Annotated in this window: 19 protein-coding genes; 5 read left to right on the top strand and 14 right to left on the bottom strand. The window is 72.4% G+C overall.

Annotated features, from left to right (window positions below; genetic code table 11):
* Window positions 1-68: 68 nt before the first annotated feature.
* The 5 genes from JD276_RS00465 to JD276_RS00445 all read left to right on the top strand — a co-directional run bounded on the left by JD276_RS00465 (window position 69) and on the right by JD276_RS00445 (window position 5,399).
* Window positions 69-869 carry a cyclase family protein gene (locus tag JD276_RS00465; protein ID WP_200112678.1) on the top strand — a complete coding sequence of 267 codons (801 nt, stop codon included), beginning with the start codon at window positions 69-71 and terminating at the stop codon, window positions 867-869.
* 139 nt (window positions 870-1,008) lie between these two features.
* On the top strand, window positions 1,009-2,805 hold the full coding sequence (locus JD276_RS00460; protein WP_307866366.1) for a thiamine pyrophosphate-binding protein: 1,797 nt from the start codon (window positions 1,009-1,011) through the stop codon (window positions 2,803-2,805).
* 63 nt (window positions 2,806-2,868) lie between these two features.
* Window positions 2,869-3,789: an AEC family transporter gene (locus JD276_RS00455; protein ID WP_200112674.1), complete on the top strand. Its 921-nt coding sequence runs from the start codon at window positions 2,869-2,871 to the stop codon at window positions 3,787-3,789.
* A gap of 127 nt (window positions 3,790-3,916) precedes the next feature.
* Window positions 3,917-4,492, top strand: coding sequence for a nitroreductase family protein (locus JD276_RS00450; protein ID WP_200112672.1), 576 nt, complete (start codon window positions 3,917-3,919; stop codon window positions 4,490-4,492).
* Between the two features lie 103 nt (window positions 4,493-4,595).
* A complete protein-coding gene (locus JD276_RS00445) occupies window positions 4,596-5,399 on the top strand; it encodes an isocitrate lyase/PEP mutase family protein (protein WP_200112670.1) in 804 nt (267 codons plus the stop codon).
* Between the two features lie 22 nt (window positions 5,400-5,421).
* On the opposite strand, the gene JD276_RS00440 is transcribed toward JD276_RS00445, so the two are convergent.
* The 14 genes from JD276_RS00440 to JD276_RS00375 all read right to left on the bottom strand — a co-directional run bounded on the left by JD276_RS00440 (window position 5,422) and on the right by JD276_RS00375 (window position 19,019).
* On the bottom strand, window positions 5,422-5,862 hold the full coding sequence (locus JD276_RS00440) for a hypothetical protein (RefSeq protein ID WP_200112668.1): 441 nt from the start codon (window positions 5,860-5,862) through the stop codon (window positions 5,422-5,424).
* A gap of 116 nt (window positions 5,863-5,978) precedes the next feature.
* Window positions 5,979-6,764 (bottom strand): uroporphyrinogen-III synthase, encoded by a 786-nt coding sequence (locus JD276_RS00435; RefSeq protein WP_200112666.1) that lies wholly within the window; start codon window positions 6,762-6,764, stop codon window positions 5,979-5,981.
* Window positions 6,765-6,974: 210 nt separating this feature from the next.
* On the bottom strand, window positions 6,975-7,238 hold the full coding sequence (locus tag JD276_RS00430; RefSeq protein ID WP_200112664.1) for a DUF3618 domain-containing protein: 264 nt from the start codon (window positions 7,236-7,238) through the stop codon (window positions 6,975-6,977).
* Complete coding sequence (locus JD276_RS00425; RefSeq protein ID WP_200112661.1) at window positions 7,235-7,699, bottom strand: phage holin family protein; 465 nt, start codon at window positions 7,697-7,699, stop codon at window positions 7,235-7,237. Before JD276_RS00425 ends, JD276_RS00430 begins: the two co-directional genes overlap by 4 nt.
* The gene (locus JD276_RS00420; RefSeq protein WP_200112658.1) at window positions 7,699-8,262 is read right to left on the bottom strand and encodes a YtxH domain-containing protein; all 564 of its coding nucleotides are present in this window, start codon (window positions 8,260-8,262) and stop codon (window positions 7,699-7,701) included. Before JD276_RS00420 ends, JD276_RS00425 begins: the two co-directional genes overlap by 1 nt.
* Window positions 8,263-8,398: 136 nt before the next feature.
* Window positions 8,399-9,751, bottom strand: a complete 1,353-nt coding sequence (locus JD276_RS00415; RefSeq protein WP_200112656.1) for a hypothetical protein — start codon at window positions 9,749-9,751, stop codon at window positions 8,399-8,401.
* Window positions 9,748-10,920 carry a CPBP family intramembrane glutamic endopeptidase gene (locus tag JD276_RS00410; protein ID WP_200112654.1) on the bottom strand — a complete coding sequence of 391 codons (1,173 nt, stop codon included), beginning with the start codon at window positions 10,918-10,920 and terminating at the stop codon, window positions 9,748-9,750. The genes JD276_RS00415 and JD276_RS00410 overlap by 4 nt, the downstream gene beginning before the upstream one ends.
* 218 nt (window positions 10,921-11,138) lie before the next feature.
* Entirely contained in the window at window positions 11,139-12,524 is a 1,386-nt protein-coding gene (locus JD276_RS00405) for a glycine--tRNA ligase (protein WP_200112652.1), read from the bottom strand.
* A gap of 154 nt (window positions 12,525-12,678) precedes the next feature.
* Complete coding sequence (locus JD276_RS00400; RefSeq protein ID WP_200112650.1) at window positions 12,679-13,617, bottom strand: 2-hydroxyacid dehydrogenase; 939 nt, start codon at window positions 13,615-13,617, stop codon at window positions 12,679-12,681.
* Between the two features lie 92 nt (window positions 13,618-13,709).
* Window positions 13,710-15,134 (bottom strand): FAD-dependent oxidoreductase, encoded by a 1,425-nt coding sequence (locus JD276_RS00395; RefSeq protein WP_200112648.1) that lies wholly within the window; start codon window positions 15,132-15,134, stop codon window positions 13,710-13,712.
* Window positions 15,135-15,136: 2 nt separating this feature from the next.
* Entirely contained in the window at window positions 15,137-15,418 is a 282-nt protein-coding gene (locus tag JD276_RS15710; RefSeq protein WP_307866365.1) for a (2Fe-2S)-binding protein, read from the bottom strand.
* On the bottom strand, window positions 15,415-16,602 hold the full coding sequence (locus JD276_RS00385) for an NAD(P)/FAD-dependent oxidoreductase (RefSeq protein WP_200112646.1): 1,188 nt from the start codon (window positions 16,600-16,602) through the stop codon (window positions 15,415-15,417). Before JD276_RS00385 ends, JD276_RS15710 begins: the two co-directional genes overlap by 4 nt.
* Entirely contained in the window at window positions 16,599-17,531 is a 933-nt protein-coding gene (locus tag JD276_RS00380) for a dihydrodipicolinate synthase family protein (RefSeq protein WP_200112643.1), read from the bottom strand. Before JD276_RS00380 ends, JD276_RS00385 begins: the two co-directional genes overlap by 4 nt.
* A 42-nt stretch (window positions 17,532-17,573) precedes the next feature.
* Window positions 17,574-19,019 (bottom strand): Na+/H+ antiporter NhaC family protein, encoded by a 1,446-nt coding sequence (locus tag JD276_RS00375; protein WP_200112641.1) that lies wholly within the window; start codon window positions 19,017-19,019, stop codon window positions 17,574-17,576.
* Window positions 19,020-19,040 lie beyond the last annotated feature (21 nt).

The raw sequence follows: 19,040 nt of genomic DNA, 5'->3' as shown, positions 1-19,040 counted from the left end.
GTCAGCCGCACGGGCCCGCCGCGCGCGATACGCTAAGAGGCGGCCGAGCTCGACGAGGAGGAACCCACATGTCCCTGATCCCGGAACTGCTGCACGCCGTGGGCGGCGGCGCCCTGCGCGTGGTCGACCTGACGAACACCCTCTCGGCGGAGACCCCCGCGCTGCGCCTGCCGGAGCCGTTCGCGAACCTCATCGACTTCTCGCTCGAGACCGTGAGCGAGTACGACGAGCCCGGCCCCTTCTGGCGGCACGCGAACATCCACACGGGCGAGCACATCGGCACCCACATCGACGCGCCGATCCACTGGATCAGCGGCCGCGAGGGCCGGGACGTCTCGGAGATCCCGCCCGCGCGCCTCATCGGCCCCGCCGCCGTGCTCGACTTCTCAGCCGAGGCGCAGCTCGACAACGACTTCCTGCTCGACATCCACCACGTGGAGGCGTGGGAGGCCGAGCACGGGGTCTTCGAACCGGGCACCTGGCTGCTGCTGCGCACCGGCTGGGATCGCTTCTCCGATGCGCAGGAGGCGTTCCTGAACGCCGACGAGACCGGCTCGCACACGCCCGGCTTCACCGCCGAGTGCGCGAAGTGGCTGGCGACGCGCGACGAGATCTCGGGGGTCGGCGTCGAGACGGTCGGCATCGACGCCGGGCGGGGCGCCGAGCTGGATCCCCCGTTCCCCGTGCACTACCACCTGCTGGGAGCCGACAAGTACGGCATCACCTCGCTGCAGAACCTCGACAAGCTGCCGCCGAAGGGCGCGGCGGTGATCGTGGCCCCGCTGCCCATCGTCGGCGGAACCGGCAGCCCGGCGCGCGTCTACGCCCTCGTCGAGGCCGGGACCGCCGGGCAGCACCGGGCGGAGTGAGCGCTTCGGCGCCGAAAGGCGGAAAATGCTTCCCGAAAGGCTGAAAGGCCGCGATTTCTCGCCTCTCGGCGGGGGCAGCGCGGCGGGCGGGGATAGCGCGGGTGACCGGGGTAGCGCGAGCCCGGGATCCCGGCAGCCCGTGACCGACCCGCTTACGACCGAGGCGCCCGCGACGGTCGCGGAGCTGGTCGGGCAGGCGCTCGCACGGCTGGGCGCGGGGCACTGCTTCGGCGTCGTGGGGTCGGGCAACTTCGCGGTGACGAACGCGCTTCGAGCCGCCGGGATCCCGTTCACCGCGGCGCGGCACGAGGGCGGCGCCGCGACGATGGCCGACGCCTACGCCCGGATGTCGGGCCGCGTCGGGCTCGTGTCGGTGCACCAGGGCTGCGGGCTGACGAACGCGGCGACCGGCATCGGAGAGGCGGCGAAGAGCCGGACGCCCGTGATCGTGCTCGCCGCGGAGGCCTCGGGCGCCTCCGTGGGCTCGAACTTCGCGATGGACCAGCCCGGCTTCGCGCGGTCCCTCACCGCGGAGTCGCACCGCGTGCACTCGGCGTCGAGCGCGCTCGCCGACGTCGTGCGCGCCTTCCGCGCGGCGCGCGACGAGCGGCGCACGGTCGTGCTGAACCTGCCCCTCGACGTGCAGGCGCAGCCCGTGCCCGCGCCGGTGCTGCGGTCGTTCGAGGCGCTGACCGTTCCGGATCGCCCCGCGCCGCCCCGCGCCTCCGATGCCGCGGTCGGCGATCTCGCCGACGCCCTCGAGCGCGCCGAGCGCCCCGTCATCGTCGCGGGTCGGGGCGCGCGCGAAGCCGGCCCGCAGCTGCGCGCCCTCGCGCAGGCGTGCGGCGCCCTCCTCGCGACCTCGGCGGTCGCGAACGGGCTGTTCCGCGGCGACCCCTTCGACATCGGGATCTCGGGGGGCTTCTCATCCCCGCTGACGGCCGAGCTCATCGCGGGCGCCGACCTGATCCTCGGCGTCGGCTGCGCGCTGAACATGTGGACGATGCGGCACGGCCGCCTCATCTCCGAGGGCACGGCGGTCGTGCAGATCGACCTCGAGGCGCAGGCGCTCGGGGCGCAGCGGCCCGTCGACCTCGGTGTCGTCGGCGACGCGGCCGAGACCGCGGCGGCCGTCGCAGCCGAGCTCGAGCGCCGCGAGCGCAGCAGGAGCAGCCGGTCCGGAGAGCCCGGCGGGTCCGGTGCCGACCCGCGACCGGCCGAGCGGTCGGGCTACCGCTCCCCCGAGCTCGCGGCCCGCATCTCGGCGGAGTCGAGGTGGTCCGACGTGCCGCTGGGCTCGCATCCGGAGCAGCCGGCCGACCTCGGGGGTCCGGGCCGGGACGCCGAGGAGCGGATCGACCCCCGGGTGCTCAGCCGCGAGCTCGACCGCGTGCTCCCGGTCGAGCGCATCGTGTCGATCGACTCCGGCAACTTCATGGGGTACCCCTCCGCGTACCTCGCGGTGCCCGACGAGAACGGGTTCTGCTTCACCCAGGCCTTCCAGTCGATCGGCCTGGGCCTCGGCACCGCGATCGGAGCGGCGCTCGCGCGCCCCGATCGGCTCCCCGTGCTGGGCGTCGGCGACGGCGGCTTCCTGATGGCCGTCGCCGACCTCGAGACCGCCGTGCGGCTGGCGCTGCCGCTCGTGGTCGTCGTGTACAACGACGATGCGTACGGCGCCGAGATCCACCACTTCGCGGGCGGGCGGGGGGCCGAGGGCCGCCCCGATCTCGATACGGTCGTGTTCCCCCGCGTGGACATCGCGAGCATCGCCCGGGGCTTCGGCGCCGCGGCGCTCACCGTGCGCGGCCTCGGCGACCTCGCCCCGCTCGCGGACTGGCTCTCCGGGCCGAGGGATCGCCCCGTCGTGATCGACGCCCGCATCGCCTCGGACGGCGGCGCCTGGTGGCTCGCGGAGGCCTTCCGCGGTCACTGACCGGCATCGGCGTCGCCCCTCCCGCCCATGCACTAGCCTGGTCGAGGCGGAAGGGGCACGCGCATGATGGGGGTGCTGCAGGGGTTCACCCTGATCCTCGGGATCATCGGCGCGGGATACCTGGCGGCGCTCTGCGGCGTGGTCAAGGGCGAGCAGCGCCTGGTGCTCAATCGGGTCGCGTTCTACGTGGCGACGCCCGCGCTGCTGTTCGCGGTGCTGCACGACAGCGATCCGGGGGTGCTGCTCTCCCCTGTGATCCTCGTGACGAGCCTCGCGGCAGTGCTCTCCGCGGCGATCTACGTGACCGCCTCGCGGCTCTGGTTCCGCCGCGATGCGGCCTCCACCACGCTGGGAGCCGCGGGCGCCGGCTACGTCAACTCGAACAATCTGGGCCTGCCGGTCGCCGTCTACATCCTCGGCGACGCCGCCTACGTCGCGCCCCTGATGCTCGTGCAGCTCGTGGTCTTCGCACCGGTGATCCTCGCCATCCTCGAGGCGACGCGCGGGAATCAGCGCGGGGCCGTGGTCGCGCTCGGGCGGGCGGCGTCGAATCCGATCATCATCGCCTCGCTCGCGGGCTTCGCGGTCGCGCTGCTCGGCTCGCCGGTCCCCGAACTGGTGCTCGGCCCCATCGAGATGCTGGGCTCGGCGGCGATCCCGATGGTGCTGCTCAGCTTCGGGATCTCGCTGCGCGGGCAGCGGGCGCTCGAGCGCGGCACCGGCCGGGCGGCCGTCTTCGCGGCGAGCGGGATCAAGGTGCTGGGCATGCCCCTCATCGCCTGGCTGCTCGCGCGGGCCGGCGGCCTCGATCCCCACGAGACGTTCGTCGCCACGATCATCGCCGCGCTGCCGACGGCCCAGAACGTCTTCAACTACGCGGCCACCTATCAGCGGGCCGAGCTGATGGTGCGCGACACCGTGTTCCTCACGACGTTCGCCTCCCTGCCCGTCATCGCGGGGATCGCCTGGCTGCTGTCCGCCTAACCGCGGAGCCGCGCGAGCTCGCCGCTCAACTTTCTTGAACCTTCACGGAATAACCTGTTCGGCGTTCCGGTTGCATCCCCCGGAACCACGGCAGGAACCCCTGCGGAGAACACCTGGAGACATCGCAATGACCCCTCGCACCGCCCAGACCAGCGCCCCCGTGCTCGAGCACATCGCCACGCGTTGGAGCCCGCGCTCCTTCGACGGGGAGCACGCCATTCCCGAGGGCGCACTGCGCGGCGCCTTCGAGGCCGCCCGCTGGTCGGCGAGCGCGAACAACACGCAGCCCTGGCGCTTCATCGTCGCGCGGCGCGGCAGCGAGACCTTCCGGAAGATCGAGGACACGCTCGTCGGCTTCAACCGCCTGTGGGCGGGCTCGGCGGCGGCGATGGTCGTCAACATCGCGGAGACCCACGACGCGGACGGCGCCCCGCGCGTCTGGGCCGAGTACGATCTCGGCCAGGCGGTCGCGCACCTCGTGATGCAGGCCCACAGCGAGGGGCTGCACACCCACCAGATGGGCGGCTTCGACCGCGAGGCCATCCGCGCCGCCTTCGAGCTGGAGGACCGCTTCCTCCCGATCTCGATCGTCGCGATCGGCGCGATCGGCTCCCCCGAGCAGCTGCCCGAGCAGCTGCGCGAGCGCGAGCTCGCTCCGCGCACCCGGCTGCCGCTCGAGGATCTGATCCTGCTCAACGACTGACGCGCGGGCTCGCGCCCGCGGTGGATCGCCGGACCCCGGGCGCGCGCCGTCGCGTGCGGCAGACCCCTCGACCCGACGGCGATCTCGTCGTAGCGTGGAAGACATGAACACCACGCATCGCACCCCGGCCCGAGCGGCGGTTCACGCGCACACGCTCTCCGAGCTCTACGCGGCCCCCGAGATCCTGCGCGTCGTCAACGTGTGGGACGCGGTCAGCGCGCGGGTGGTCTCGGAGCTGCCCGGCACCCGCGCCATCGCGACCGCCGGCCACGGCATCGCGGCGAGCCACGGCTACCCCGACGGCGAGCGGATTCCGCTCGACCTGATGCTCGCGGCGCTCGAGCGCATCGTCGACGTCTCGCCTCACCCCGTGTCGGCGGATCTCGACGGCGGGTACGACGACGCCGGGGAGACGGTGCGTCGCGCCGTCGGGATCGGGATCTCCGGCGCGAACATCGAGGACCGGCTGCGCCCCCTCGACGAGTCCGTCGAGGTCATGACCGCCGCGGTGCGCGCGGCGGAGGCCGAGGGGGTGCGTCTCGCGCTGAACGCGCGGACCGACGCCTTCGTGCTGGGCGGGGACCGAGGCGTGGATGCGAACGTCGCCGACGCGATCGAGCGCGGTCGCGCCTACCTCGACGCCGGCGCCACCTGCGTCTTCGTACCGGGCGTGCTCGACGCGGAGGTCACCGGCCGGCTCGTCGAGGGGATCGGCGAGCGTCGCGTGAGCGTCATCGGCCTGCCGGGCGCGCTGTCGGCCGCCGAGTACGAGGCCCTGGGCGTCGCGCGCATCTCCTACGGCCCGATGCCGCAGAATGTGGCCCTGACCGCCCTCAAGCGGCTGGCCCAGGATCTCCAGCAGGACGGCGTGATCCCCGAGGGGACCGAGAAGCTCAACGACATGTAGCGCCCGCGCGGCGCGGGAGCGGCTACTCGGCCGTGTCGGTCGTGAAGACGCGCTCGTCCTCGCCCGCGCCGTCGTCCTCGAGCCGGAGGGCCTGGATGAGTTCGGGCGCGTGGGTCGTCGAGATGATCACCCGCGAGAAGGCGTCGTGCTCGGAGATCCACCCCCGGTTCTCCTCCGCCCCCTCGGGCACGTCGACGTCGATGACGACCGCGGGCCGGCCCCGGCGCACGAGCGCGAAGTCGCGTCCCGTCAGATTGCGCCAGGTGCCGAACGCGAGACGGCCGGGAAGGTGCGTCCCCGGCGATCTCACCCCCCGCAGCCAGATCCACGGGTCGTCGGTGATCAGCACGGAGCTGATGGCCGAACGGTCGATGACGATGTCCCGACGATGGAGTGACAGCGCCTTCTCGGACGCCGTGAGCTGAACGACCACTCGTTCCGTGTAGACCTCGACTCTCGCCATGCCTACTAGTCTGCCCTGTCGGGCCGCTCCGCGGGGGTATATTCTGCAGCCGGCGGGGAAACGTTACGGACCCCCTGTCGTGGGAGGCGGGACGTTCGCGGTCGCGAGTTCGCGGACTAGTCGAGCATGTCGCTCTGGTCGATCGCCGACTCCACGGTCTCGATCAGGGCGCGCTTCACGCTCGAGTCGGCGTGATCCGGGTTGTGCCGGAGGCCGGCGGAGACGGCCTCGCCGTGCGTGAACGGACCGACGCAGGCCACGATGGTGTCCTCGGGGATGTCGGGGAACTGCTGCGCGACCTCGCGGGCGATCTTCGGCGACGCGACGAGGAGCGCGTTGATCCTGCCGGACTCGACGTCTTCTCGGGTGTGCACCGAGACCGGCACTCCGACGGTGCGGAAGGCGACGACCTGGGTGACGTCGTGCCCGCGGTTGATGAGGCCCTGGGTGAGGACGGGCTTCGCCACATCCGAGCGGAGCGTCAGCACCCTGAGCACCTCGCCGGTGTCGATCTCCGGCCACACCTCGAGGAGCCCCTCGGTGGTGTTGTTGTCGTCGTTCGGCGTGCGGCTCACGGGATACCCCGCGTCCTTGAACGCGGCCTCGGTCGCCTCGCCGACGACGGCGACCTGAGTGGTGGGCGGGATGACCGCGTTGTGGTGGGCGAGCACGTCGACGACCGTCGAGCTCGTCGCCGTGATCCACTGGAACTCCCCGGCTTCGAGCGCCTTCAGGGCCGCGATCAGCTTGTCCTCTTCGCTCGTGTGGGCGAAGTCGACCAGCGGAGCGATGACGGGGCTCGCCCCCTGCTCGCGCAATGCCTTGGCAACCATGTCGCCCCAGGTGCCCCCTCGGGGCACCAGGACCCGGAGGCCGCTGAGCGGTTTCGCGTCAGCCGTCATACACCCCACTCATTCACCTCAAGAAAACCGAAGGCCATCCGTCGGACTCGGGTCGCCCCGTGACTCGGCCGTGGCCGCAGAAACTCGCTTCCGGTGCCCCTATTCTGACGCCGCGTCTCGCCTTTGGCAAAACGGGCGCGGAAACGGCCTCGAACGTGGCCCAAATGTGATCTCTCCCCCTTGACGCCCCGCCCGGCGCGGCGCGTCCGGCTAGCCGAGGCGCTTCGCCACCCCGCGCGCGACCCCCCACACGACGGTGCCGGTCAGCGCCGCGGCCGCCACGACTCCGGCCGCGAACCCGACGGGGTTGCGCCTCCGCGCGGCCTGCACGCGAACCTTGGCGCGGTCGAGCGCGTCGTCCACCCGCTGGGCGTAGTTCAATCGGTCGCGCAGCTGCCCGAGGGTGTCGTACAGCTCGGCTCGGGCGAGGGCCGCCTCGGCCGTTCCCCGGTGCGCCTCATCCTTCGAGCTCATCGCCAGTTCCCTTCCTGCCCGGTCTGGGGCATCTTCTGCTCGGGAACGATCGGACCGTGGTGATCCGAGTTCACGCGCACCTCGCCCAGTGCATTGATATCGCCCTCCACGCGGCTCATCGTCTCGCCCGGGACCGGGATGCCGCGCTTGATCAGCAGCACGCCGCCCAGGATCGCAGCGGCGGCGAGCAGGATGAGACCCGCCGCGACCACCAGGGCGGAGAGCCAGACCGGCCAGACGACGGCGAGGCCCGCGATCGCGGCGATCACGAACGCCTCGAGCGCGAAGAACACGAAGAAGAGCGCCACGACGATCGCGATCGCCCCGATGCCGCCGCGCTTCGCCTTCACCGCGATCTCGCGCTTCGCGTTCTGGAACTCGATCTTGGCGAGGTGGACGATCTGCTGGGGCAGCCTGGCGAGCAGCTCGAAGGTGCCCGCCTGATCGGACTTCCGGCTCATCAGCTCTCGCCGCCCTTCTGCGGCTTCTTCGCTGCGGAGGACGCGCCGGTCGAGCTCTTCTTCGCGGCGGAACCGCCCTTCGAGGAGGTCGAACGGCTCGTCGTCTTCGCCGAGTTCGAGCTGTCGTTCGACGCGCTGCCCGCGGCCTCGGCGGGCTTCGTCGGGGCCCCGGCGGGCTTCGTGGGAGCCGGGCCGCTCGCAGCCTTCTCGGCGGCCTCGACCGCGGAGCGCCCGGCGGGGTCGTCCGCCCCGGCCCCGCTGGCGCCGCCGCCGTGCGCGGCGCCGCGAGCGCCGGCAGAGGCGCCGCGGGCGCCCGCCGATTCGGAGCCGCCCTTGGTGAAGGCGGTGAAGGCGTCCTTGCCGGCGCGCAGAGCGGCGTCCTTCAGCCGGTCGACCTGGCCCCCGAGAGCCTCGCGCACGGCTTCGACGCCGTTCTGCACCGGCGGGGTGCTCCACACGGTCTGCGCCCCGCGCTTGATCTGCTCGTACCGCTCACGGCCTGCGCGGGCACCCAGTACATACCCGAGCGCCGCTCCGAGAACGAATGCAATCTTGCCTCTCATGTTCCCTCCAGGGTCGATGGTTGCCACCGCGTCTGCACGCCAGCCTACAGCGGTTTGCCATCCGCTCATATTCTCCGAGGGACATATGACCGCCGAGGCGGAGCGATTCCCCGCGGCCCTCCCGCGGCGAGCAGGCTCAGTCGGCGATGCCGGTGAGCCTGCGGCGCAACCCCACCGCCTGCGCGCGGGCGGTCTCGAGTGCGGCCGAGAGGTCGTCTCCGTGCAGCGAGGATCCGACGGGAAGTGCGCTCCCCCGGAAGCGGCCGTCGAGATCGTCGACGGCGGCCCGGGCCTCGTCCCGCTGCTCGATGCGCGCGTGGGGCGCGGCGTACCGGCGCGTCCTCCACTCCGTCCCCGCACGCGGCGAGAGGCCGGCACCCGTCAGGGCTGCGGCGAGCTCCTCGGGATCCGGCTGTCTCGCGACGGCCTCGGCGGGCGCGGCCGGCCCCCTGAGCTCGGCCTCCCAGTCGGCCTCTCCCCGCCTCGAGACGCGCACGGACCACCGCTCCCCCGAGGGCAGCTCCACGGTCCGCACCCGCGCGGCCCCGGGGATCGCGACCGGCGCCTCCACGCCGACCGACGCGCGGGCCCTCACCCGCGCCGCCGCCGGCAGACGGGGCTCCGACGCCTCGCCCTCGCACGACACCGCGGGCCCCGACGCGTCGACTCTGCGACCCCGATCGAGGACCACGGCGCGCGTCTCGAATCGGCCGCCGTCGGCCTCCTCCACCCGGTGCTCGTCGTCCCCGAGGCGCACGGCCGTCGGACGCGCGTCCGCGAGCTGCGCGCCGTAGAGCGCGAGCCGCTCGAGCAGCGCGTCCCGGGCGGCGCCCCAGCCCCCAGCCGGGATCACTCGGGTTTCACGTGCAACATGTCGTTCGGAATAGGCGAGCACCGCCGCGGACAGCGAGCCGGATCGGGAGAGCGCCTCGTTGAGCCCGGGGGCCGCGACCGCCACGTCCACGTGCTCCGGGGCGACGCCGAAGCGCTCGCGGATCAGCGGCTCGACGAGACGATCGAGCGCGGTGCGACCGAACCTCGACCGCACCAGCGCGCCGAACTCGCGGGTCTTCCCGATCGTGAGCAGCGGCTTCAGGCGGTCCAGATAGGCGCGGAACGCCCCGCCGCCGCCGAGGATCGCGAGGCACTCCGAGGAGAGGGGCACCGCGGGAGCTCCGAGCACGGCCGGCAGCGGTTGGAGCTGCCATCCTCCGCGCGCGCCCGGGAGCGCCACGGCCTCCGGCGGCACGGCCCGCGGCGCCGCGTCGGGCCGGCCCGCCCGCTCGGCGCTCTCACGGTCCCCGCCGATGGGCGAGGCGAGACGCTCCAGCAGCGCTGCGATGGTGCCCTCTGGATCCCGGACGGCGCCCCGAGGCAGCTCCTCCCCCGCATCGGTCACGGCCACGCGAACGCTCAGGCCGACCTCGACGAGGTCGAGCGCCGCAGCCAGCGCGGCGACTCCCCCGCCCGTCACGTAGACGTCGATCATGCGCGCGCTCCTCCCCGTTCGCCGGGCGCCCCGCCGGGCGCGGACGGCTCGGCGACGCGGAGCAGGTCGATGCGGGTCCGCCCGTAGCCGCCGCGCCGGAACGAGCGCAGGGACGCCCAGACGAAGAACGCGTAGCCGAGCGCCTGGACCACGAGCGAGACGGGGCCGGCGCCCTCGTCGTTCTGCTCCGTGCTGCCCATGGCCCCACTGGCCATCAGCCCGAAGACGACCACGTTGTTCACGACGTGCAGGCTGATCGCCGCTTCGAGGCCGCCCGTGCGCCACGTCAGCCACGCGGCCGTCACGCCGAGCACCCCGACCGAGGCCATCCCCCAGACGCCGTAGGTGCCGATGTGCGCCAGGGCGAAGCCGATGGCGGGGATCAGGATCCCGAACCAGGGGCTTCGGAGCCACGCGCCGAGCGTCTGCATCAGCACGCCCCGGAAGACGAGCTCCTCCGCCGCCGCTTGGAACGGCACCAGGAGCAGCACGATCAGCATCGACCACAGCGCGAGGGTCGGGTCGAACGCCGCCTCGCCGGGATCCGGGGCGCCGGCCTCCGCCGAGGGGAACAGCAGCTCGAGGACGATGCCGGCCGCGTTGACCAGGAAGAGCATCAGCAGGGCCGCGACCGCGGTGCGCCACACGAGGCCCCAGCGCAGCTTCAGCGCCACCGACCAGATCCGGCCCCCCGGTCGGATCCCCACCGCCCACATGGAAAAGAGCAGTGCGGGGACCATCAGCGCCCACGGACCCAGGCCGATGAGCAGCGACGACGGATTCTGGGTGTCGGGGATCGAGAACTCCAGGATCACCGCCTCGGTGGGGTACTCGCCGGTCTGCGCGACGTAGACGATCGTGAAGATCACCCCCGCCAGGATCGAGAGCAGCAGGAAGCACGCACCCGCGAGCAGGATGAGCAGCAGCGGCTTCCACCATCTGAAGCCCTGAGCGCCGCGATACAGGCGGTGGTAGGCGAGCGGCTCGGTCTCCGCGGTGCGCCACGTGCGCGGAGCCGCCCAGGCTCCCCACGTCTGCGGAGCACCGGGGGGCGGGGCGACCTGCGGCTGTCCCGCCGGCTCGGGGGCGGGGGCCGCTGGAGCCGGAGCCGACGGGATCGCCGGGGGCTGCCGATCCTGCGCGGGATCGTGCGGTCCGGTGCTCGTCATGGAGGATCCTTCCGTTTCGCTCGAACCGCGGGGCGCTCCGACCTGCGACAACGCCGGCGCGTTCTCGTTCAGGCTACCCCTCGCTCCGCTCCGTGGGCTGCCGCCGTGTGCGGCACCGGAGCGGCTGCTCAGGCGCTACGCGCCACGCAGTCGCTCCCGCCCCTCGCTCCGCTCCGTGGGCTGCCGCCGTGTGCGGCACCGGAGCGGCTGCTCAGGCGCTACGCGCCACGCAGTCGCTCCGCCAGGTAGGCGTGAAGCTCCGCCCGGGGAACGCGCACCTGCTGCATGGTGTCGCGCTCGCGCACGGTCACGGCGTCGTCGTCGAGCGAGTCGAAGTCGACCGTCACGCAGAACGGCGTGCCGATCTCGTCCTGACGGCGGTAGCGGCGACCGATCGCGCCGGAGTCGTCGAAGTCGACGTTCCAGTCCTCGCGCAGCTCCTGTGCGACCTCGCGGGCGAGCGGCGACAGCTTCTCGTTGCGGCTGAGCGGCAGCACGGCGGCCTTCACCGGTGCGAGGCGCGGGTCGAGGGCGAGCAGGGTGCGCTTGTCGGTGCCGCCCTTCGCGTTCGGCACGTCCTCCTCGCGGTAGGCGTCGACGAGGAACGCCATGAGCGAGCGGGTGAGGCCGGCCGCCGGCTCGATGACGTACGGGGTCCACCGCTCATTCTTCGTCTGGTCGAAGAACGAGAGATCCTTGCCCGAGTGCTTCGAGTGGGTCGACAGGTCGAAGTCGGTGCGGTTCGCGATGCCCTCGAGCTCGCCCCACTCGCCGCCCGCGAAGCCGAAGCGGTACTCGATGTCGGCGGTCCGCTTCGAGTAGTGCGACAGCTTCTCCTTCGGGTGCTCGTAGAAGCGCAGGTTCTCGGGGTCGATGCCGAGGTCGGTGTACCACCGCATGCGCTCGTTCATCCAGTACTCCTGCCACTCCTCGTCGGTGCCCGGCTCGACGAAGAACTCCATCTCCATCTGCTCGAACTCGCGGGTGCGGAAGATGAAGTTGCCCGGAGTGATCTCGTTGCGGAAGCTCTTGCCGATCTGCCCGATGCCGAACGGCGGCTTCATGCGCGCCGACTGCAGCACGTTGGCGAAGTTCACGAAGATGCCCTGCGCCGTCTCGGGGCGCAGGTAGTGCAGGCCGGCCTCGTCGTCGACCGGGCCGAGGAAGGTCTTGAGCAGGCCTGAGAAGGCGCGGGGCTCGGTCCACTGGCCGCGCGTGCCGCAGCTCACGCAGACGACCTCGGCGAGCCCGCCCTCGGGGGCCCGGCCCTTCTTCTCCTCGAACTCCTCGATGAGGTGGTCCTCGCGATACCGCTTGTGGCACTGCATGCACTCGACGAGCGGATCGCTGAAGACCTCGACGTGACCGGAGGCCTCCCAGACCTGCTTCGGCAGGATCACGCTGGAGTCGATGCCGACGACGTCGTCGCGTCGCTGCACCATGGCCTTCCACCACTGCCGCTTGATGTTCTCCTTGAGCGCGGTGCCGAGGGGGCCGTAGTCCCAAGCCGAACGTGAGCCGCCGTAGATCTCACCCGCCTGGAAGACGAATCCGCGGTGGCGGGCGAGGGAGATGACCTTGTCGAGGCGGGACTGTTCAGCCATTGCTTTTCAAACTCCAAGGGGCGCGTGGGGATCTTGGGGACGTCGCCGGCTGCGAGAACCGGCATACCCGCCCCAGTCTACTCGTTCGCCCCGTCTCGACTCCGCCCCGGCGGCGAAGGGCCCGCGCCGAGGAAGACGACCGGGATCGGAGCCGTCAGGCGCCCGGACCCAGCACGAGGTTCTCGGGCGGCTCACCCGCCTGCAGATGCGCGATCTGGCGCCGCAGCAGGCGCGTCATGCGCGGCATCATGGCGCCGGAGTCGCCGCCGATGTGCGGCGAGATCAGCGTGTTCGGGCAGCGCCAGAGCGGGTGGTCCTCGGGCAGCGGCTCGGGGTCGGTCACGTCGAGCGCCGCGCGCAGGCGGCCGGCTTCCAGCTCCGCGACGAGGGCGTCGGTGTCGACGACCGGGCCGCGGGCGACGTTCACGAGCAGCGCACCGTCGGGCATCGCGGCGAGCGCCGCCGCGTCGATCAGCCCCGTGGTCTCGTCGGTCAGCGGCACGGCGACGAACACGACCTCGGCCTCCGCGAGGCGGGCGTGCAGCTCGTCGAGGCCGCGCACCTCGACGGTCTCACCGGCGAGGTTGCGCTCCTCGCGGGCGCTGCGGGCGAGCCGCGCGACCTCCACCTCGAAGGGCGCGACGCGCGCCTCGATCGCCTTCGAGACGCCGCCGTAGCCGACGAGCAGCACGCGCCGATCGGCGAGGCTCGGGTGGAAGCGCGAGTCCCAGCGCCCCTGGTCGCCGGCGCGCACGAAGTCGGGGATCCCGCGCTGCGCCGCGAGCGCGAGGGCCAGCGCCAGCTCGGCGGTGCCGCTCTCGTGCACCGTGGCGGCGTTGGCGAGCGGCACGCCCTCCGGCAGGTACTTCGCCATGCCGTTGTAGCCGATCGACTGCCACTGCACGAGCCCGACCTCGAGCCCGGCGAGGTTCGCGACGGGCTTGTTGCCGCCGAGATACGCCGGGACGACGATGTCGAAGCGCTCGCGCGGCGCCGGCCCCTTCAGGTCCCAGAGCACGAACTCGACGCCGGGGATCTCCCCCATCGCCGCCATCAGCTCCTCGTCGGGCAACGACACCACCAGATCGCTCATGCCTCGAGTGTATCGAGGCCGGAGCGGGAGACGCGCCGGCGGGAGGCGCGGCGGGCAGTGCTCGCGGCGGGCAGTGCTCGCGGCGGGCGCGCTCAGTCCTCCCCGAGCGTGCGGTAGGTGCTGAGGGGCACGGGCTTCACGGGCACGTGGGCCGTGAAGTATCCCGACTCCTCGATGGCCGCCCCGCGCGCCGCCGCCACCCGGGCGGCCACGGTGCCCTCGCAGTAGCGTCCCTGGCACGGCCCCATGCCGCTGCGACACTCGAGCTTCACGGCGTTCGCGGAGGAGATGAAGGGGTTCTGGCGCAGCACCCCGTCGATCCGCTCCGACGGCACCAGCTCGCACCGGCAGACGAGCGTCCCCTCGGGATCCGAGAGCGCCGAGAGCGCCGCGCGACGCGGTTCGAACATCGACTGCACCACCCTCGAGAAGCGCCCGGTGCGGTTCAGCAGGCGCTCGCTCTCGCGGAGCTCGGCCCGGATGCGGTGGGCGTCCGCCCCGAGGGACTCGGCGATGTGCAGGCCCGCCTTCCACCCCTCGGCCCACGACTGCTCCGCGCCGGCGACGCCCGTCGGCTCGCCGGCGACGTAGACGCCGTCGGCGGTGGTGGCGAAGCGCTCGTCGTGCTGCACGACCCATCCCCCGAGCCGGGACTCCCAGCGCATCTCGCACCCGGCCTGGCGGGCGAGCTCCGTCGACGGGGAGAACCCGTATCCGAGCAGCAGGAGATCGCCCCCGACCTCACGGGGCTCGCCGACGGGTCGCCAGTCGCGGTCGACCTTCGCGAGGCGCGCGCCGGTCACCGCGCCGTCGCCCACCGCCTCGGTGACGATGGTCCGCATCGACACCCTGACCCGCCGCGAGGCGATCCGCGCGAGCGCCCGGCCGGCCTCGGCGAACACCCCGAGGTGCCCGGGGGCCGCCGGCGCCGCGGCGAGCGCCTCTCCGACGCCCGGCAGACCGCGGGCGAACGCGATCTCCGCGATCTCCGCCCCCGCCTCGAGCAGCTGCTCGGCGGCGACGAGCAGCAGCGGGTGGGATCCCGCCATCACGATCCGGCGCCCCGCGAGCACCTTCTGGCTCTTGAGCAGCGACTGCGCCGCGCCCACCGTCATCACGCCGGGCTTCGTCCACCCCGGGAACGCCACCGGCATGTCGTAGGCCCCGGTGGCGATGAGGATCCTCTCGGTCTCGACCAGCTCTCCGCCGTCCGGCGCGCTGACGCCGACGCGGAGACGCATGGTCCGTTCCTCCCGATCGCGCAGCACGCCGTACGCGGTGCTGCGGAACCGGGTCGAAATGCCGGGGTGCGCCTCGAAGCGCCGGATCAGATCCTCCGCCCACGTGTACGGCCGATATCCGCGGGCGCCGCCGAACGTCTCGGGAGGGCGGCGGAAGATCTGCCCGCCGGCCCGCGCCTGCTCGTCCACGACGAGCACGTCGAGCCCCGCCTCGGCCGCGGCGAGCGCACCGGCCATGCCGGCCGGCCCCGCCCCGATGACCACCAGATCCGCCATGATCAGCTCGCCTCGTTCCGCTCGACGACCATGCCCGGCCGCGCGTCGGCGAGGCACGCGCGCACGAGGCGCTCGCCGTCCGCCGTCACGGCGCAGTCGTAGCAGGTGCCCATGTTGCACAGCGGCAGCCGGGCGTCGCCCTCGCGCGTCACCCCGAACGCCGGGACCCCGGCCGCGAGGAGCGCGGCGGCGACCGTCTCGCCCTCGTAGGACCCGACGGGCTCGCCCTCGAACTCGAACTCGATCGGTGCGCCGCGCTCCGCGGGCACTCTGGATGCACTCACGCGCGCGCCTCCTGATATCTCTGCGGGTCGAAGCTCGAGAGCTCCGTCGACGGCGCGCGGCCCGCGACCAGATCGGTCAGCACCTCGGCGAAGCTCGGTCCGAGCGTGAAGGCGGATCCGCCCGTCGCGACGAACGCGCCCGGCGCCCCGGGCACCGGGCCCACGAGCGGCAGCTGATCCGGCGTCACGGTCGTCGTGCCGACCCAGCTGCGGAGCGCCGGGATGCCGGCGAGCCGGGGCACGACGCCGATCGCCGCGGCGGCGTTGCCCGCGAGCGACTCGCGCAGCAGCTCGGGACGGGCCTCGAAGTCGGGCCGCCCGTCGGATGTGCGCATGAGGCGTGCGGGCCAGCCGCCGCCGATGAGCACGTTGCCGTCGAGCGCCTGCTTCAGCGAGAGCCTGGCGCCCGCGTGCTGCACGAGGTGCGAGACGAACCGGGGCACGCGCAGGGTGGTCGTCATGGTGAGCGCCAGCGGGATCGTCGGCAGCTCGGCCCCGATCATCTCGCCGACGGCGGTGGTCCATACGCCGGCGGCGATCACGATCGCCCCGGCCGCGATCTCGCGCCGCTCGCCCGCCCCGTCGGCGAGGGTCACCCGCCAGCCCGAGCGCTCGCGCCGCATCGCGACGACCTCGCACCGGGTCCGCACCTCGGCGCCCTCCCGCATCGCCGCCCGGGCGAGCGCCGGCGCCGCGGTGCGGGTGTCGGCCTTCCCCTCGATCGGGCAGTAGGCGGCCGCGACGACCGTCTCCGAGAGGTACGGAGCGATCCGCTGCACTCCCGCCCGGTCGAGCATCTCGATGTCGAGCCCCCAGGAGCGCTCGATCTCGGTCTTCTGCTCGAGCAGGGCGGCCTGCTCGGCGTTCTCGGCGAGCATGAGCCCGCCCGACTGCTTCACTTCGATGTCCTCGCCGGCCTCGGCGGGCAGGCTCTGCCACAGCTTCGCCGCCTCGAGGTGCAGCGGCATCGCCTCGGCCGCCTTCTTCGCGGCCTCGATCCCGTGCTCCATCATGCGGTACTCGAGCTGGAAGTGGAGGCTGCCCGCGTTCTGGCCGGAGGCGTGCTGGTTGACCTGGTCGCGCTCCGCCAGCAGCACGGAGCCGCCGTCGCGGGCGATCATCCACGCCGTCGCGCACCCCAGCAGACCGCCCCCGATGACGAGCGCATCGAAGCGCTCGGTCATCGCAGCGGCCGGATCTCGATGCCGAGGCTCTGCAGCGTCGCGGCGACGCGGTCCTCCTCCTCGCGGGTGAGCTCGAGCAGGGGATCGCGCACGAACCCGCCGGGCACCCCCCGCAGCCGCAGCGCCGTCTTCATGATCGCCTGCTGATTGCCGAACTGGGCGCCGTAGTCGGGGCGGAACCAGGCCTGCATGACGACGCGGTCGCGCTGCCCGAGCCGGATGGCGCGGTCTCGGTCGCCGTCGGCGATCGCGCGCCAGAAGTCCGGATGGTCGGCGCCGAGCACGCCGCCGGAGCCCATGAGGCCGTCGCCGTGCCCGAGGAGGGCGAGGTCGGCGCCGAGCTCGCTGGTCGGCAGGCCGAAGTACCGCACCCGCGACTCGAGGCGGTACATGCCGTCGAGGAAGGAGGCGAAATCGCCGGTGGAGTTCTTGATCGCGACGACGTGATCGATGTCGGCGAGCTCGTCGAGCAGGTCGACGCCCATGTCGACGACGCAGCCCCGGGGCCAGTTGTAGACGGTGATCGGGATGTCGGTCGCATCCGAGACCGCTCGGTAGAACGCGACGATCTCGCGTCGGTTCGGCACCACGTAGGGCGGCGGCGTGAGCAGGATCCCGTCGAGCCCTGCGCGCTCGGCGGCCCGGGCGTGCCCGATCGCCTCGGCGGCGGTGAAGGCGTTGCAGGCGCCGATGACGGTGAAGTCGTCGGCGCGGAAGCGGGCGCCGGCCTCGAAGAGCCGTGCGCGCTCGTCGGCGGTCATGCTGAACCACTCGCCGCTCGTGCCGGCGAGGATGACGCCGTGCATGCGTTCGGCGACGAGCCACTCCATCTGCGCCGCGAACGAGTCGAGGTCGAGCGCGCCGTCGCGGGTGAAGGGGGTGGTGATCGCCGGGATGTACCCGGTCCAGGAGACGGTGTTGCGATCCATGGGGTGCCTTTCTGGGTGGGTGCCGTGCGGGAGGTCTGCGGATCAGGCCGGGGCGGCGACCGGAGTACGCTCCACCTTCCCATCCAAGCCCTCGAAGCGGCGCCCCCAGCCGGTCCAGACCGAGACGATCATCACGACGGTCAGCACCAGCGGGTAGAGGGTCGCCGGGAAGAGCTCGAAGGTGGAGAGGGCGGGAACCGGGTCGTAGCCGGTGGTCAGCAGCGCTCCGATGAACAGGTAGGCGCTCAGGAACGGGATCACCGAGGAGAGGCCGAGGGCGAAGCAGTCCATGACGTTGGAGCGGCGGTAGGGGTGCAGCCCCACGCGGGCGCCGAGCTCGTCGGCCACCGGTCCGAAGCTCAGCATCGCGGCCGAGTTGACGCCGCCGAACAGCACGGTCGTCACCGAGACGCCGACGCCGATCGCCGCCTCCGCTCCGCGCGGGGTCGAGGCGAGACGGCCGGCGGTGAGCCGGTCGACGAGCAGCTCCATCACCCCGGCCCCGCGCAGCACGCCCATGATGCCGAAGACCGAGACGACGAGGGCGACGGTGCCGAGCATCGAGGCGACGCCCTCGAAGAGGAATCCGGTCGGCGCACCGTCGGTCACGCCCATGACATCGCCGAAGGTCATGAGCCCGGTGGCGAGCGCCGTGACGATGCCGAGCACCAGGCCGACGGTGACGGCCATGAAGATGTCGCGGGTCCGCATGGCGACGACGAGCATCACGGCGACGGGCAGCAGCATGATGAGCGGCAGCGGGGTGGCGGTGGCGTCGAAGCCGGAGCCGGCCTCGACGGGCCTGACCGTCATCAGCCCGAGCACGAGGAAGAGGATCGCGCAGATCGCGGCCGCGGTGAGCGCGAAGCGCGCCCGCTGCTTGACGACGCCGCCGATGTCGGCCACGCCCTCCTTCCGCCGGAAGCGCTGGCTAGAGGAGGAGATGATCGTGGTGTCGGAGATGGGGGCGACGTTGTCGCCGAGGATGCCTCCCGACAGGATGGCTCCCGCGAGGAGCGCCGGGTCGGCTCCGATCGCGATGCCCGCGGCGTAGAAGATCGGGAATGCGGTGAAGAAGGTGCCGATCGAGGATCCGGTCGACATCGAGATCACGCCGACGGCGATGAAGACGAAGAAGGTGAAGAAGCCCGCGTTGAGGCCGATGGACTCGGCCAGCCAGACGAAGCCCCCCGAGACGTTCGTGGCCTTGATCAGCTGCGAGAGCATGCCGACCATGAAGAGGATGACGACGATCGAGACCGAGGTGGGGCTTCCGATCCCGCGCATCACGTGCTCCCAGAAGAGCCCGTACTTCCTGGCGAAGACCGCGCCGACCAGCAGCGAGACGAAGCCGCCCATGGCGAGCGCCGTCATGTCGAACGCCTTGAACACGACGAAGTACAGAATGCAGAAGATCAGGAATACGACGACGGGCACGAAGGCCATCGCCAGCCCGCCGCGGAAGCGGAGCGTTTCGTCTTTCATCATCGAACCTTTCGGGGTACGCCG

Source organism: Leucobacter chromiisoli (assembly GCF_016522505.1).
GTDB lineage: Bacteria > Actinomycetota > Actinomycetes > Actinomycetales > Microbacteriaceae > Leucobacter > Leucobacter chromiisoli.
This window is presented reverse-complemented; position numbering and strand designations above follow the sequence as displayed.

Bases quoted from the DNA above. Each gene is read 5' to 3' on its own strand.
- JD276_RS00465 (WP_200112678.1), top strand. From the start codon at position 69: ATGTCCCTGATCCCGGAACTGCTGCACGCCGTGGGCGGCGGCGCCCTG.
- JD276_RS00455 (WP_200112674.1), top strand. From the start codon at position 2,869: ATGATGGGGGTGCTGCAGGGGTTCACCCTGATCCTCGGGATCATCGGC.
- JD276_RS00450 (WP_200112672.1), top strand. From the start codon at position 3,917: ATGACCCCTCGCACCGCCCAGACCAGCGCCCCCGTGCTCGAGCACATC.
- JD276_RS00445 (WP_200112670.1), top strand. From the start codon at position 4,596: ATGAACACCACGCATCGCACCCCGGCCCGAGCGGCGGTTCACGCGCAC.
- JD276_RS00440 (WP_200112668.1), bottom strand. From the start codon at position 5,862: ATGGCGAGAGTCGAGGTCTACACGGAACGAGTGGTCGTTCAGCTCACG.
- JD276_RS00435 (WP_200112666.1), bottom strand. From the start codon at position 6,764: ATGACGGCTGACGCGAAACCGCTCAGCGGCCTCCGGGTCCTGGTGCCC.
- JD276_RS00430 (WP_200112664.1), bottom strand. From the start codon at position 7,238: ATGAGCTCGAAGGATGAGGCGCACCGGGGAACGGCCGAGGCGGCCCTC.
- JD276_RS00425 (WP_200112661.1), bottom strand. From the start codon at position 7,699: ATGAGCCGGAAGTCCGATCAGGCGGGCACCTTCGAGCTGCTCGCCAGG.
- JD276_RS00420 (WP_200112658.1), bottom strand. From the start codon at position 8,262: ATGAGAGGCAAGATTGCATTCGTTCTCGGAGCGGCGCTCGGGTATGTA.
- JD276_RS00415 (WP_200112656.1), bottom strand. From the start codon at position 9,751: ATGATCGACGTCTACGTGACGGGCGGGGGAGTCGCCGCGCTGGCTGCG.
- JD276_RS00410 (WP_200112654.1), bottom strand. From the start codon at position 10,920: ATGACGAGCACCGGACCGCACGATCCCGCGCAGGATCGGCAGCCCCCG.
- JD276_RS00405 (WP_200112652.1), bottom strand. From the start codon at position 12,524: ATGGCTGAACAGTCCCGCCTCGACAAGGTCATCTCCCTCGCCCGCCAC.
- JD276_RS00400 (WP_200112650.1), bottom strand. From the start codon at position 13,617: ATGAGCGATCTGGTGGTGTCGTTGCCCGACGAGGAGCTGATGGCGGCG.
- JD276_RS00395 (WP_200112648.1), bottom strand. From the start codon at position 15,134: ATGGCGGATCTGGTGGTCATCGGGGCGGGGCCGGCCGGCATGGCCGGT.
- JD276_RS00385 (WP_200112646.1), bottom strand. From the start codon at position 16,602: ATGACCGAGCGCTTCGATGCGCTCGTCATCGGGGGCGGTCTGCTGGGG.
- JD276_RS00380 (WP_200112643.1), bottom strand. From the start codon at position 17,531: ATGGATCGCAACACCGTCTCCTGGACCGGGTACATCCCGGCGATCACC.
- JD276_RS00375 (WP_200112641.1), bottom strand. From the start codon at position 19,019: ATGATGAAAGACGAAACGCTCCGCTTCCGCGGCGGGCTGGCGATGGCC.